Origin of the sequence: Streptomyces agglomeratus (assembly GCF_001746415.1) — a bacterium.
GTDB lineage: Bacteria > Actinomycetota > Actinomycetes > Streptomycetales > Streptomycetaceae > Streptomyces > Streptomyces agglomeratus.
Genome location: NZ_MEHJ01000001.1, coordinates 7,765,572 through 7,778,579, shown reverse-complemented (window position 1 = coordinate 7,778,579; position 13,008 = coordinate 7,765,572). Strand labels below are relative to the sequence as shown.

15 protein-coding genes and 2 pseudogenes are annotated in these 13,008 nt (G+C 68.8%); 11 read left to right on the top strand and 6 right to left on the bottom strand.

Features of this window, described 5'->3' with window-relative positions; translation table 11 throughout:
- The first annotated feature begins 5 nt into the window (after positions 1-5).
- The 3 genes from AS594_RS34135 to AS594_RS34125 all read left to right on the top strand — a co-directional run bounded on the left by AS594_RS34135 (position 6) and on the right by AS594_RS34125 (position 2,341).
- The gene (locus AS594_RS34135; protein WP_240509158.1) at positions 6-917 is read left to right on the top strand and encodes a class I SAM-dependent methyltransferase; all 912 of its coding nucleotides are present in this window, start codon (positions 6-8) and stop codon (positions 915-917) included.
- Positions 872-1,168: an NUDIX domain-containing protein gene (locus tag AS594_RS34130; protein WP_420877869.1), complete on the top strand. Its 297-nt coding sequence runs from the start codon at positions 872-874 to the stop codon at positions 1,166-1,168. The genes AS594_RS34135 and AS594_RS34130 overlap by 46 nt, the downstream gene beginning before the upstream one ends.
- A gap of 189 nt (positions 1,169-1,357) precedes the next feature.
- Positions 1,358-2,341, top strand: coding sequence for a tetratricopeptide repeat protein (locus tag AS594_RS34125; RefSeq protein WP_167368080.1), 984 nt, complete (start codon positions 1,358-1,360; stop codon positions 2,339-2,341).
- A gap of 539 nt (positions 2,342-2,880) precedes the next feature.
- Here the strand turns inward: AS594_RS34125 and AS594_RS46580 are convergent.
- The 5 genes and pseudogenes from AS594_RS46580 to AS594_RS34100 all read right to left on the bottom strand — a co-directional run.
- Positions 2,881-3,024 (bottom strand): annotated as a pseudogene (locus AS594_RS46580) (gas vesicle protein); the annotation flags it as partial.
- A gap of 27 nt (positions 3,025-3,051) precedes the next feature.
- Complete coding sequence (locus tag AS594_RS34115; protein ID WP_069774749.1) at positions 3,052-4,185, bottom strand: SRPBCC family protein; 1,134 nt, start codon at positions 4,183-4,185, stop codon at positions 3,052-3,054.
- 45 nt (positions 4,186-4,230) lie between these two features.
- On the bottom strand, positions 4,231-4,872 hold the full coding sequence (locus tag AS594_RS44925) for a hypothetical protein (RefSeq protein ID WP_167368079.1): 642 nt from the start codon (positions 4,870-4,872) through the stop codon (positions 4,231-4,233).
- The gene (locus tag AS594_RS48410) at positions 4,869-5,000 is read right to left on the bottom strand and encodes a gas vesicle protein GvpG (RefSeq protein ID WP_478078927.1); all 132 of its coding nucleotides are present in this window, start codon (positions 4,998-5,000) and stop codon (positions 4,869-4,871) included. The genes AS594_RS44925 and AS594_RS48410 overlap by 4 nt, the downstream gene beginning before the upstream one ends.
- A gap of 141 nt (positions 5,001-5,141) precedes the next feature.
- Entirely contained in the window at positions 5,142-5,834 is a 693-nt protein-coding gene (locus AS594_RS34100) for a GvpL/GvpF family gas vesicle protein (RefSeq protein ID WP_338120195.1), read from the bottom strand.
- Positions 5,835-6,064: 230 nt separating this feature from the next.
- On the opposite strand from AS594_RS34100, the pseudogene AS594_RS41575 reads away from it, so the two are divergent.
- Positions 6,065-6,254, top strand: a pseudogene (locus AS594_RS41575) (Lrp/AsnC family transcriptional regulator); the annotation flags it as partial.
- Positions 6,255-7,006: 752 nt separating this feature from the next.
- Here AS594_RS41575 and AS594_RS34095 read toward each other — a convergent pair.
- Positions 7,007-7,807, bottom strand: a complete 801-nt coding sequence (locus AS594_RS34095) for a hypothetical protein (RefSeq protein ID WP_069935722.1) — start codon at positions 7,805-7,807, stop codon at positions 7,007-7,009.
- Positions 7,808-7,999: 192 nt separating this feature from the next.
- Between AS594_RS34095 and AS594_RS34090 the strand changes: the two genes are divergently transcribed.
- The 7 genes from AS594_RS34090 (at position 8,000) to AS594_RS34060 (ending at position 12,969) form a co-directional block, all read left to right on the top strand.
- The gene (locus tag AS594_RS34090) at positions 8,000-8,431 is read left to right on the top strand and encodes an Asp23/Gls24 family envelope stress response protein (RefSeq protein ID WP_069774753.1); all 432 of its coding nucleotides are present in this window, start codon (positions 8,000-8,002) and stop codon (positions 8,429-8,431) included.
- A 37-nt stretch (positions 8,432-8,468) separates the two neighbouring features.
- A complete protein-coding gene (locus tag AS594_RS34085) occupies positions 8,469-8,696 on the top strand; it encodes a hypothetical protein (RefSeq protein WP_069774754.1) in 228 nt (75 codons plus the stop codon).
- A 256-nt stretch (positions 8,697-8,952) separates the two neighbouring features.
- On the top strand, positions 8,953-9,135 hold the full coding sequence (locus tag AS594_RS46575; RefSeq protein WP_240509157.1) for a hypothetical protein: 183 nt from the start codon (positions 8,953-8,955) through the stop codon (positions 9,133-9,135).
- On the top strand, positions 9,132-9,815 hold the full coding sequence (locus tag AS594_RS34075; protein WP_069935721.1) for a DUF6286 domain-containing protein: 684 nt from the start codon (positions 9,132-9,134) through the stop codon (positions 9,813-9,815). The genes AS594_RS46575 and AS594_RS34075 overlap by 4 nt, the downstream gene beginning before the upstream one ends.
- An 11-nt stretch (positions 9,816-9,826) precedes the next feature.
- Positions 9,827-10,423, top strand: coding sequence for an alkaline shock response membrane anchor protein AmaP (gene amaP / locus AS594_RS34070; RefSeq protein ID WP_069774759.1), 597 nt, complete (start codon positions 9,827-9,829; stop codon positions 10,421-10,423).
- A 1,146-nt stretch (positions 10,424-11,569) separates the two neighbouring features.
- A complete protein-coding gene (locus AS594_RS34065) occupies positions 11,570-12,421 on the top strand; it encodes an arylamine N-acetyltransferase family protein (protein ID WP_069774760.1) in 852 nt (283 codons plus the stop codon).
- 62 nt (positions 12,422-12,483) lie between these two features.
- Positions 12,484-12,969: a hypothetical protein gene (locus AS594_RS34060; RefSeq protein WP_240509156.1), complete on the top strand. Its 486-nt coding sequence runs from the start codon at positions 12,484-12,486 to the stop codon at positions 12,967-12,969.
- Positions 12,970-13,008: the final 39 nt, after the last annotated feature.

Below are 13,008 nucleotides of genomic sequence, written 5' to 3'. Positions count from 1 at the left end.
ACCTCGTGACCTACCCCTACGGGCCCTTTCCGGGCCTCCCACCGGAGCAGGAGGCCATGTTCGAGGGCGCGGCGTTGACCTACGCCCGCCACCGCCCCGGCCTGCCGGAGGCGGCGGTGCGCCTGCTCGTGGGCACGCTGCGGGGCCGGCCGTCCCCGGGGCTGCTCGACCTGGGCACCGGAACCGGGCAGGTGCCCTTCGCGCTCCTGTCCGCCGGCGCTGGCCTGACGCACATCGAAGCGGTCGATGTCAGCCCGCAGATGCTGCATCAGGCCAGGCAAGCCCTCCAGCCTGTGCTCGGCCACTGCACCCTCACCCTGGTCCACGCGGCGGCCGACGCCTACGAGCCGCTCGCGACGCTGCCCGGCGAACCGGACTCCGGCCCGGACCTGATCACCTTCTGCCGGTCCTACCACTGGATGAGCGGTCCTGCGGTCCTAGAGATGGCCGACCGGGTCGCCACACCGGGTGCCGCAGTGGCGATCATGGGCGACGGGAGCCTGTGGACCCACGACACCGACTGGACCCGTGCGCTGCGCGAGTTGATCCAGCGCTACCTGGGCGCCGAGCGCCGGGCGGGCGCCCGCCGTGCCTACGCCGAGCCCCGCCGCTCGTACGAGGAGGACCTCGCCGACTCGGCGTTCAAAGACGTCACCGAGCACCTGTTCCCGGTGGCCCGCGCCTGGGCGCCGCAGGCCGTGCTCGGCTACCTGCGCACCACGTCGTTCGCCGCTCCCGAGCTCTTCGCAGAGCGGCACCAGGCGTTCGAGGACGAGGCCCTCGCCCTTCTCCACGCGTACGCGGTGGACGGGTCTGTGGTCGAGGGAGCTACGTTCAGGGTTCTGCTCGCCCGGCGTCCGGAGGGAGCGCGATGGGCAGCAGGCAGCGGCACACCGAGCCGGTGGACGTCCACCTGATCCTGCGCCGGGAGACCGCCGACGGGCCGCAGGTTCTGCTGTCCCGGCGGGCCGGGCAGGTGTACGCCGCCGGCCTGTGGCATCTGCCGTCGGGGCATCTGGACGGTCCGCATGAGGACGTGGTCACCGCCCTGATCCGCGAGGCGCGGGAGGAGACCGGTGTCGTCATCGACCCGGCCGACGTGCGGGCTGCCGTGACCGTGCACCACCGCAGCCCAGGAGGCGCCTCGCCCCGCCCCATGCTGGGCTAGCGAGCCAGCAACCCGGCAGGATTGGGCAGTGCGTTGAGAGGGGGCTCTCCCTCTTCTGGTCTGATCGCCGACTGCGGTGATCGTCGCCTTTGCGCGCCGTCGTTGCCGTCACTGACAGATCACCGACAGCGGTGCCGCCGTCCAGGCGGGAGTGCTCACAGAACCTTTGGCCACGGGTATTCTCTGGCGATGTCGAATCAGTCAGTGGCGGCGGGAGTCAGTCTCGCTGGTGTGATGGCGCACTGCGGCGGAAGCCCGGTGAGCGCGGTGGAGCTTCTGGTGGGGGCAATAGCCTCGGCACCGGCGGCTCCGGAGCCCTATGCGGCCCTCGCCGAGTTGTGGCAGGACCGACGCTCGGAACTGAAGGAGAGCCTCGAAGAGGACGGCTCGTTGAGTGCTGTGCTGGCGCAGGCGTACTTCTTGTTCCTTGAAGAGGACATGGACAACGCGGTGATGGCCCTTGGTTCGGTCACCGGTGTGCGGCCCAACGTTGCATGGGGCGCTGCACCCTGGTTCGGCGATGCGCGCTTTCTCGGTGCGGTGGGTGCCGAGGCGCTGGCCGAGGCGTGTCTGCGGACGTTGGACTACGGCCACGACCTGGACACCGACGAGATGCGGGAGCGGTTCGCGCCCTGGTTCCATGCCCTCGACGTGGTGTCCGAACGGAATCCCGTACCGGAGTCGCTGGCCGCTATGGCCCGGCTGCCACGGGCCTGCGGCCGGTACGAACTGTCCTTCGTTCTGTGCGACCGCGCCGATGCCGTCAATCGGGTCATGTGGACCGCAGTCGCACGAGCGACCACCTGGCGCGTGATGGGCGACCTGGATCAGGCTGCTGCGGCCTTCGAATGCGCCTTGCTCCTGGACTCCGCCAACTGGTCCCTCTACCTGGACCTAGCGGACGTGCGTGCCGAGCAGGGCGACTTCGCCGCAGCCGCGAGTCTCGTCGAACAGGGCCTGGAATACGAACCTCACGAAGTCTCCCTGCGCGCGGCGGGCGCCGCCTACCGCACACGCGTTTCCGGCTCGTCCGACGACCTGAGGGCCCTGATCGCCCTGGCGCCGGAGCTCGCGAACACCACCTACCGGAACCTACTGATCGACTACGCATGCGCAGGGCCGAAGCTGCCTCGGAGACTCGTCGCCAAGGCCCACCGCATCCGTAAGAACTGAAAGGGCTGTCGTGCCAACCGGTGCCAGTCAGGAGGGCCTTCCGGTTCCTGGTTACGGGATCCGCCGGAACAGTGCCTAGCCGGTACCCCCTGGCCATGGGTGGGCATGCCGGGTGTCTGGCGGGTTGTCGCGGGGGGGGGTGGCCCTATGGGCTTGGTCAAGCTGTTGGGGCGGGTTGGGGTTCGTAGAAGGTGCCGTCGCGGAGCATCTGCCGGCCTGGTGGCGGATGAAGCCGACGATGGTCCGCCTGGCGCCACCAGCGTGCGCCCGGCGCGGCCCGGGCAGCTTTGGGCATGGAAGTCCGGCACGGCCAGGGGTTTGGCCGGGGCCCGCACGCTCTGCGGGCCCCGGCAGGGGCAGCCGCCCGCAGGGTCCGGTCCTGTCAGCGGACCACGAGCCGCCCTCCAGATCTAGGGCCTCGGCCGCACCGACGCGACCGGAAGCAGGCAGCCCGCCTACGGCGATCACTCGTCCGAACAGTCGCCGGGCCACCGGAGCGCATCGACGAACAGCACGTCACCGAACCGGGCCTGGTGGTCCTGGACGTCACCGGCGATCACGATGCCCTTGTCCAGCACGCGCTCCAGGATGTCGGCCAGATTGGCCGACGTGCCCTGGCCGTACGGCGCGGGGGGCGTCCTCGACGGGAAGGAGCCGAGGTTGCTGGGGGCTGGTTCGGTCACGGCCGTTCGACCTCGATCCGGCGTTGCTCAGCGCCGGCCGGCGGTGCGGCGGCGCGGACGTTCGCCCTCGGACGGTTCTTCCTCGTCGTACGGCTCCTCCTCGTCGTCGTAGGGCTCTTCGCCGGAGTCCTCGCCACGTGCCTTCGCGGGCTCGTCCTCGTGCTCCCACTCCTCCTCGCCGCCATGCTCGTCCTCGCCTTCTTCCCACTGACCGTCCTGGCCCTCTTCGTCCCCCTCGTGGGCCTCGTCCTCGCCTTCTTCCCACTGACCGTCCTGGCCCTCTTCGTCCCCCTCGTGGGCCTCGTCCTCGGCGTCCTCGTCGTCCGCCTCGTCGGGCTGGTCCTCCCCTTCCTCGCCCTCGTCCTCCTCCTCGCGGCGCTTCTGTTCCTCCTCCACGTTCTCGTCGTGCCCGCGCACCACCTCGCTGTCGCGGATCTCGCCGCGCCAGCCCTCGGCCGGCTCGTCCTGCATGGTGACGAACTTGCGGAACAGCTTGAGGTCGAGGCGCAGACGGCGGCCCTGGGCGCGCCAGATGTTGCCGGTCTTCTCGAACAGCCCCTTCGGGAAGTACTCGACCACGACGAGCACCTTGGTGAGGTTGTCGTCGAGCGAGTGGAAGGTGACGGCGCCCTTGGTCGTGCCCTTGGCTCCTTCGGAGGCCCAGGCGATGCGCTCGTCCGGCACCTGTTCGGTGATCTTCGCCTTCCAGCTGCGGTTGGACTTGGCGACCTTCACCTGCCAGTTGGAAGTGGTGTCGTCGGCTCGTTCCACATTGACCGCGCCCTTGGCCAAGCGGCTGAAGTGCTGGAACTGGGTCCACTGGTCGTAGGCCTGCCGCACGGGGACGCCGACGTTGATGTCTTCGATGATCACGACGCTCTTCGTCCGGGTCTCGCCCTTGCCGCCCTTGCGGCCTCCGAATAGACCGCTCACCTTGTCCTTCAGACCGCCGACCATGTGAGAGGTCCCCATACCGCCCGCCACCCGGGCGGGGGACTTTCCCTCACTGAGCTGTTTGCCGCCCTTGGCCAGCATGGAGAGGGTGTCGCCGACGGAGCTTCCGGGTTCGGCCAGCTGCTTGGTGGCCTCACCCAGGCGCTCGCCCATGGAGGCCACGGTCCGCTCGGCCCGGGCCTGAAGGTACTGCTGGAGCTCTTCCATCAGCCGATTGCCCGCTTCGCCGGCAAAACCCGTTGGTGTCGGCCATCACTCCGACCTCCTCTTCGTGCCGCCGCCGGTGCGTTCACCACTCTGCGCGGAGGGGGCCGCCGGCTTCCTCCTGCCCGCCGACTTGGCGGCCTTGCGGGCCGATACCTTGGCGGGCTTCTTCGCCTCCGGCTCGTCCTCGGACGCGGTGTCCCGCTCCCTTCCGGCCTCGGCGTCCCGCTCCGGTCCCTCTTCCGGCTCTTCCGCCTCTTCCGGCTCTTCCGGCTCTTCCGGCTCTTCCGCCTCTTCCGGCTCTTCCGCCTCTTCCGCCTCTTCCGCCTCTTCCGCCTCTTCCGCCTCTTCCGGCTCTTCCGGCTCTTCCTCCCCCGTAACCGTCCCCAGAGTCTTGGAGGTCTCCTCCCGCAGGCTTATCGTGCGCTCGTGGAGGGTGTCGGCCAGCCTGGCCGTCACCGCGTCCACGGCGGCGGAGGACGCCTCCTTGCCCGCGTTGAGCAGGTCCTTGCGCACCTGCTCGCCGACGGCGTCCATCACCGGTGAGCCGACGAGCGCGGAGGTGAGCTTCTTCGTGTCCACGTTTCTCTTGATCGCCCAGGCCGCGACGGCCAGGGCGAGCTTCCCGTTCTTCGTCCGACCCAGCAGATAGCCGCCGAGCAACGCCGCGCCTGTAGTCGCCTTGTTCATTGTGGGTTCTCCCTATAGCGGCGGATTTCCTCAAGCCGCTCCAGCAGCTCGTCCTCACGCCGGTCGAACGTCTCTCCGTCGATCCGGCCGGATGTCAGCGCCTCTTCCAGTTCGGCGAGTTCCCGCATCACGGGCCCGGGGTCGTAGAACTCTTCCGGCAGCCCGTGCCACCTGCTCCACCACCCACCCGACCCCCCGAACGGGGGCCAGCGGAAAGGTCAGTATTTGAGTCAGCAAGCCCATGGCCGCATCTCCCGACGACAAGTCGACTAGACGAAGCTGTACGGCGGCAGCGGCCCGTGGAGGCGGAAGGCGAAGTCCTCACCACACCGGTCGGCGAGGTCCTTCTGCGCCGTCAGGAACTCGTTCTGCCGTGCCTGCTCCACCAGGAACGACACGCTGACGAAGTCGTCGCCCGTCGGCTCCGACGTCCTGACGTCCCGGGCCACCGGCCGCAGCGCGTCCACGGTCTCCGCGGCGAGCACCTCGTGACGCCGCTGGACCTCCCCGGCGAACAGTCCGCCGAGCGCCATCCGCAGGTCCTGACCACCCCGACCGGCCCGGACGTCTTCGTTCAGCCGGCGCGCCTCCTCCGACCCGAGCAGGATGTTCCGCGCCTCCTCGACGACGGACGCTTTCAGGTGAAACTCCACACAGCCGTCCAGCTCCGACAGCCGTTCCAGGTACGCGTCGGCCCGCTCGTCCAGCACCTGCTGCACCGCGTCGTCGTCGGGCGCGAGGGCCCCGAAGCGCAGCGGCAGCACGCTTCCGTCGGCCATAAGCCGCTCCAGCACGGACTGGTGCGCCAGTACGTCACGCCGCTTGGCCTTCAGCCCCTCCGGTGCTTCGCTGACGACCGCGACCAACGACCGGCCGTCGACCGTACGCAGCTTCTCCGGCGGGTCTCCGACGCCGGTCAGGCCCGTCCAGGCGCAGGGGAGGGGCCTCAGCCGTGATCGCATAGACATAGACCGGCGCCGAGAGGCGTTTGGGACGCCTTTCGGCGGCGCGCTCGCGGGGCCGCTCTTCATCGTCGCAATCCCGGTCCATGTCTTACCTAAGCAAGTTGAAGTAGTACATACGACGCTAATCTGCATCCTATCGGACACAGTGGGTCGGTCGCTCGGCGGGAGGTCCGCGGCTCTGTGGCGTTTACGGCCGGACAGCAGGCCCAGAAGGAGACCGACGGAACGTGGACGAGCTCCACACCCGCATCCTGCGCCTGCTCATCGAGCAGCCGCGCACGAGTGTGCGCGAGTATGCCCGCCTCCTCGGCATCGCATGTGGAACACTCCAGGCCCGCCTCAACCGGCTGGAGCGCGACGGCGTGATCACCGGTACGGGCCCTCGCCTTCGTCCACGTCGAGGTCACACAGGGGCATCCCCGCTGGGGGATACCCGCACCCTGCACCAGACAGAACTGAGAGGTCAGCCACGGCTCCGAACTGTCAGCCCAACCACCCGGACGGACAGCCATGTTCGGGCGACCTCGCCAACACCTGCCACTGTCCCCGCCCTTACTCACCGTGGCCAGATCACACAACCTGAGCCAGAACCGCTTGAAGTGAACGAAGCCACGCCACCGTGGGGATCCGGCCGGAGACGCCGTATCGACGGCCGGGGCGCCGTCGAGGACGGGAAGGAACGTGGCGAGAGCGTCGGCCCGGCGCAGGGGCCAGCCGTCCTCGACCACGCAACGGGCAAGACGCAGCCGTCCGGTCTCGGTCAGGGGTGCATTACGGTGGGGCACGAGGGCCTTTCTGTAGGTGTAGACGTCGCAATCCACACCGAACCGGAAGGCCCTCACCCATTTCAAGATCCCTCAGCCGAGACCTGGCTCACCCGTCCACAACCTCCCGGGGCAGAACACCTAGCCGTCGGGGCCGCGCGACCGTGACCGTCGTCGCCATGTTTCTTCTCATCATCGGGACGATTTTGATCCTGCTTGGGACGGTCCTGGGCGCCCTCGGGGCAATCGTGATCCTCGTAGGGATTTCTCTGACTGCCCTTGCGGGCCCCCTACTGATCCGCAGAGCGCTGAGGCGCCGACAGTAGAAAAGGCAAGGCCGAGGCGGGGTGTCTGTGCGTGCGGGCAGGGGAATGCAGTGGGCGCGGCCGGAGAAATTGGACCAGATCAGGCCCGAAGCGTCGAGGTGCCGTTGGCGCCTGGATTGGCCGCGGTTTCGGTGATGAGGACGGTAACGGTGGTCGGGCCTGGGGTGTCACGGGTGGCTGCTTTGCTTACCGCTGCGCGGACGGCGCGGGCGACGTCCAAGGGGTGATGTCCGGGGGCCACCGCGAGCTGGACTTGGATGTGCCTGCCGGGTGGATGGTCGCGGTGTTCCACCGTGACTGGTCGGTTTCCCAGCACCGCGGCGAGTCGGGCCACGCCCGCAACGGCCGCCGCGACGTCGGCCAACTCCTCGTTACGTCCCCACAGTGATTTCACTCCGCCCCCCGAGGGGGAGCTTCGCGCGGGTGTCATTTCCGGCGGTGGGCTCACGGCCTGGTCCGGGGTTCGTGCTCTGGCATTATCCTCCGGGCCTTCGAGGAGGTCTGTGACGCGCAGATCGACTGCGACGGTGGGCAGGCCGAGTTGCTCTGCGGCTGTGTTGAGCAGTGTGGTCCTCAGCTGTTCGGTGGTGTGGGGCAGTGGCTGCCCGGTGGATGCGGTGAGGGTGGCCTCGATCCTGAGCGGGCCGGGCGGCAGCGCGCCGGCCGGTGGACGGACGGCCGACTGGGACACGGGCTCGAGCGGTGCTGGTCCGATACGCAGGGTCTCCACCCGGAGACCGGGAATCTCCGCGGCCGGGCGTCGGAGGGCCTGGGCGGCGGCGTGCTCGGTGATCCACGTCCCGTCGTCGGGCCTGCCGAGCGGGAGTTTCCGGCCCAGGTAGAGCTGGCGCTGTACTGCGTGCGTCCGCACCTCACTCACGACCTCTCACCCCTACGTTTGGCGCTGTGGCCCTTTCCCGGCGGGACTGCGGATCGGAGCCTCCGGAAGGACTCCTGGACAGCGGGCGCTCGTGGCATTCGTACTCCCCGTCCGCCGACCGAACAAAGGCCCTAAAACGACTGTAATCTGTTTGTAAGGTGTTAATGACTACATCAAGGAAGGAATCGCCTGATGGCTGAGAACGCCGGCGTCAGGCAGGGCGGTGCGCCCGGCTCGCGCGGTCGGACGACGGTCGCCGATGTCGTGGTGGAGAAGATCGCCGGAATCGCAGCGCGGGACGTGCGCGGCGTCTATGCCCTGGGCAGTGGGTTCGCGCGCTCCATGGGGTCCATGCGCGAGCGGATGCCGGGCCCCGGTGGCGGCAAATCCGTCACGCGCGGAGTCAGTGTCGAAGTAGGGGAACTGCAGGCGGCCATCGATCTGGAGATCGTCGTCGACTACGGCGTTTCGATCACGGACGTGGCCGGTGCGGTGCGGGAGAGCGTGATCTCCGCGGTGGAACGGATGGCAGGTCGGGACGTCGTGGAAGTCAACATCATGGTCAGTGATGTGAAGCTGCCCGACGAGGAGGGCGAAGGGGAAGAGCGGCAGCGGGTCGAGTAGCCGTGGTTGAGCCGCTGCTTGAGTGAGGGAGCGTGTGATGAGCAGGGCCATGGTGGGCTTGATGGCCGGGATGGCGCTAGGTTTCGCCGCGTATTTCGGCGGCTTCTGGGCTTTTGTGCTGGTGCTGGGGCTGGGCGCCGCCGGTCTCGTAGTCGGGCGGCTTGTGGAAGGCGATCTCGAACCGGGCGACTTTGTCCGTCGCCGGGACCGGCAGGAGCGGATCCGCGATGATCGGAGACGGGCTCGAGGAGACTGGCAGCGGTGACCGTGAAGCCGGTCGGAGGCCGGTCATACCCCGCGGTGAGCGCGGCGCGATCATCGTCGCCGACCGGGTCGTCGCGAAAATCGCTTCCCGGTAGCGCGTGAGGCTCTGGGCCATTACGCCGGACCGGCCAGCCACGTGCCGCCTGATCACCGGACGCCTCGCGTGACGGCGTCCGTGCACCGGCCCTCCGAGGGGAATACCCCTGCGCGAGACGCCGGGTCTGCGCCCGACGGCAGGCGGTGATCGGGAGGTACGGATGCACATCACTGTCGAGCTCGACTATCCGTCCGACATCGGAGCGCAGTGCGCCGCGGTGCGCCGAAAGGTTACCGAACGGCTCAGGACATGGGCCGCCATGGATGTGTCCGACCTCGTGGTGTCGGTCGAGACACTGCACTCGATGCATTCGCGCCGCACGGGCCAAAAGAGGGTGCGATGAGCGCGAACACCTCGCGGCAGCCCCCCCGTGCCGGCCGCCTTCCCTCCGATACCGGACAGGCGACTCCGTCCGCCGACAGCGCCCACGTGGCGGGTACGCGGGCGGCGATCGACACATCAGGCAGGCCGCCGCGACGTTTCTGGTCGGCGCGGCGGATTCCCGCGGCCTTGGCGGCACTACTGTCCGCCGCGGCCATTGGACTGCTCCTGTACGACGTGGTCTCGGTGCGGGCAGGCCAGTCCGCGATGCGCTGGCGACGGCGGCTCGCCGAGGAACTGTCCACACGCCCCCTGGACGACATCTGGATGATCGTCGGTGCCGCACTGGCGATGACCCTCGGCCTGTGGCTCTTCATACTGGCGGTGACACCGGGACGGCGCAGGCTGCTGCCCATGCGGCAGCCCACCGGCACCCCGGGAACACAGGAGGTCCGCGCCGGGCTCGACCGCCGCGCGGCCGCCCTGATTCTGCGCGACCGGGCCATGCAGGTGCCCGGTGTCCAGTCCGCACAGGTCGCAGTCGGCCACCGGAAGATCAAAGCCCGGGCACAGGCACACTTCCGCGACCTCGAAGAGGTCCGCACAGACCTGAACCACACCCTGGGCGAAGCCGTGACTGGCCTGGGCCTCACCCGGCCCCCCACGCTGAGCGTGCACGTCCGGCGCCCGAAGAAGGGCTGAGGTGATTGTGGATGCCCAAGACAGTGAACCGAGTGCTGCTCGGGCTTCTCGGCCTTGGGCTGTTCGCCCTGGGCGGCGGCGTGCTGCTGGGAGGACTGGACCTACAACGCCGCTGGGACTTCGAGGCCCCCAGCTGGTGGCCCTTCCGCGGGCCGCACGATGTGGTGCTGAGCACCGAGGGACGCACCCGGTGGCAGGAAGAAGACTGGTGGTGGCCAACCGTCATCGCGGTACTCGCCGTACTGCTGGCGCTGCTGCTGTGGTGGCTCATCGCACAACTACGCAGACATCGACTGGGCCACGTGCTCGTGAACACCAAAGACGGCGCCGCAGCCCGACTCAACGGCAGCACCCTGGAGGACATGATCCAGGAAGAAGCCCAGTCCCTGGACGGAGTCTCGCGGGCTCATGTACGGCTGACAGGCCGACCTACCGCACCCATCGCGCACGTACACCTGTTGCTGGAACCTCACGCGGACCCCGCCCGGACCCTGGGGCAACTCAGCCAGGAAACGCTCGCCCACGCACGAGACTCGGCCGGCCTGGACCACCTCCCGTCGAAAGTCCACCTCCAAGAAATCCGCCACCGCGCCCAACGCGCCGCCTGAGGCTTCCTGCACCACCCCCAGGCCGCGCAAAGGATCGCCCCCAGCCGATCGGCACCCGTCGCGTTCCCGCTGATTGGTGGCGGGCGGTACCTCCGGAGCGCTCGCCGTGCTCCAGGTTGGCGCGGTGGCTTCTAGCGGCCTTCGGAGCCTCAGTAGAAGCGGTGACCCCAGAGAACGCTTTGGATTCGCAGTCGGCCCTTGGCCATCGGTCGGGCAGGATAGGTAACCAAAGAGGCTCCCCTGCAGAAGAGTTGAGACGTCAGACATCTCGCTCAACCGTTGAGGAGCCTTGTCCGTTCTGCATGGGTCTCCGACCAGCGGCCGTCACCCGGTCGGTAGCCCCGCTGAAAAGGATCAGGCCCCCGGAGCGAGCGAATCCGTGAATGTCACTCGTCGGCCCGGATCTGCGCCGATGAACTTCTCGGTCACGCCCCGGTGAAATGAAGGGTGATGGTGCCAAGCGCGGGGCGCCGAATCGGACCTGGCGCGGCAGCTTCGTTGAACACGTGGCCCGATCCCCTCCCCCACGAGTTCGGGGCTATGCACTGCCGGACCTGGTTGGTTTGAGTCTGACCCCGCAGCTCCCCGACCGTCGGCCTGAAGGTCGGCGCCGAGAACATCATCGGCGCCGAGGGCGAGGAGGCTGAGACGGACGAAGAACCCAACACGAGTACGGATGCCGAGAAGGCCGCGGAGGCGGATTCGGACAAGCCGAGCCCGCTCCCGCCAGCAAGGTCGAAAAGCCTGCGCGGGGTCGGTCGACGGTGCGCGCACCGGTGCGGGGCGGAACATCGGGTGCGGTGCACCGAGTGCGCACGAGAGTACCGGCCATCGCCGGGTGGTGCGCACCGAGTGCAGTGAGCCTCCGTCAATTTGAAGTCGCAGGTCAAAGGGCTGGTGTGACCGGTTCTCGGGATGTTCACGCTGGCCGTGGGCGATAGTCTGCGGAGTGGATCGTCTGGAGCCGTTCGAGCTGATCGAGGAAACACGACCTGGTGCTCCAGCAGGATTTCGCTGTCTGACCTGCAGGTTTCCCCGGGTGCTGGAGTGGAGCGGTCGGGGGAGGGCGTAGTACCCAGGTGGCGGGGCGTGGGACGGGCGGTACCGGCGACTAGGCTGATCATCCGTTCGAACGGTGGGGGGAACATGATCGACGTCGACGAGTATCTGGCCGTGCTGGGTGTGCCCCGGCCGACGGCCCCGACCGCCGAGGCGCTGTGGGCACTGCATCGGGCACAGGTGGAGCGGGTCGCCTACGAGACCCTCGACAACCAACTGGGACGGCCGGCGGGCATCGGTGCCGCGGAATCCGTGGCCCGGATCCTGCGCGGGCGTGGCGGCTACTGCTTCCACCTCAACGGGGCCTTCGGCGCGTTGCTGACGGCCCTCGGCTACGACGTGACTCTGCACCGGGCCGGGGTGCAGGGCGAGGTCGAGGACCCCGAGGGCCCGGGCGGCGACCATCTCGCGCTCACCGTGGGGCTCGACGGCGAGCGGTGGCTGGTCGACACCGGGCTCGCCGGCGGAATGTACGAGCCACTGCCGCTGTGCGAAGGCACCTACACCCAGGGGCCGTTTACCTACGCGATGGCCCCGTCGGTGGTGGTGCCCGGCGGCTGGCGGTTCACCCATGACCCCCGGGGCGCCTTTACGGCCATGGTCTTCGCGCCGGAGCCCGTGGAGCTGTCCTCCTTCGCCGCGGAGCACCACCGGCTGTCAGCTTCCCCCGAGTCCGGATTCGTCCGGGTCCTCCAAGCCCAGCTCCGCGACGCCAAGGGCGTGGACATGCTGCGCGGCTGTGTGCTGCGCCGGATCGACGCCGAAGGCACGTATGAGCGGACCATCGACTCGGCCGACGACTGGTACGACGTACTGGCCGACGTGTTCCATCTGAACCTGAGTGACGTCGACGCCCCTGCGCGGGCGGCGCTGTGGCACCGTGTCCACACCGCACACCAGGAGTGGGAGGCCGCGGGGCAGCGTGCAACAACGCTCTGACGGGGCGGTCGGCTCGCCGGTTCCTGCCCGCGATGGTTGGGCGGTCTTCTACGATCCGGTGCATGTTGGATCCCGAGCTGCTGGAACGGATCACCGCGCGGCGCGCGGAGCTGGACGAACGGCTGGCCAAGCAGCTGGCGGAGGTGCGGACCGAGCGGGACGAACTCGCCGTCGCCGAGCGAGTCCTTGAAAGGGTGAGCGAACAGCTCGCCGGTGAACGCGCCTCGGCTACGCCGATGCCCGGGCAGGTGGGTGGGCAGGCGGTGATGCTGATCCCGCACCGCACGTCGGGCGTGGAGGAGGCGACGCTCCCGCCGGACTATCAGCGCATCCTGGCCGCCGTGCGACAGGCCGCCGGACCGGTCATGGCCCGCGAGGTCGGCGAGGTAGGGGGTGGACGTCACCGTGAAGGCCAAGCTGGAACCGCTACGCAGCAAGCTGGTCAGACTCGTCGATCGCGGCTGGCTGCAGAAACTGCCCGACGGCCGGTTCACCACCCGCCTGGGACCAGCAACACGGCCACTCGGAGCGGCTCGGCACGGGCGTAACCGGGATGCCCCCGACGGCCGTTGGAATTGTGTGACGAA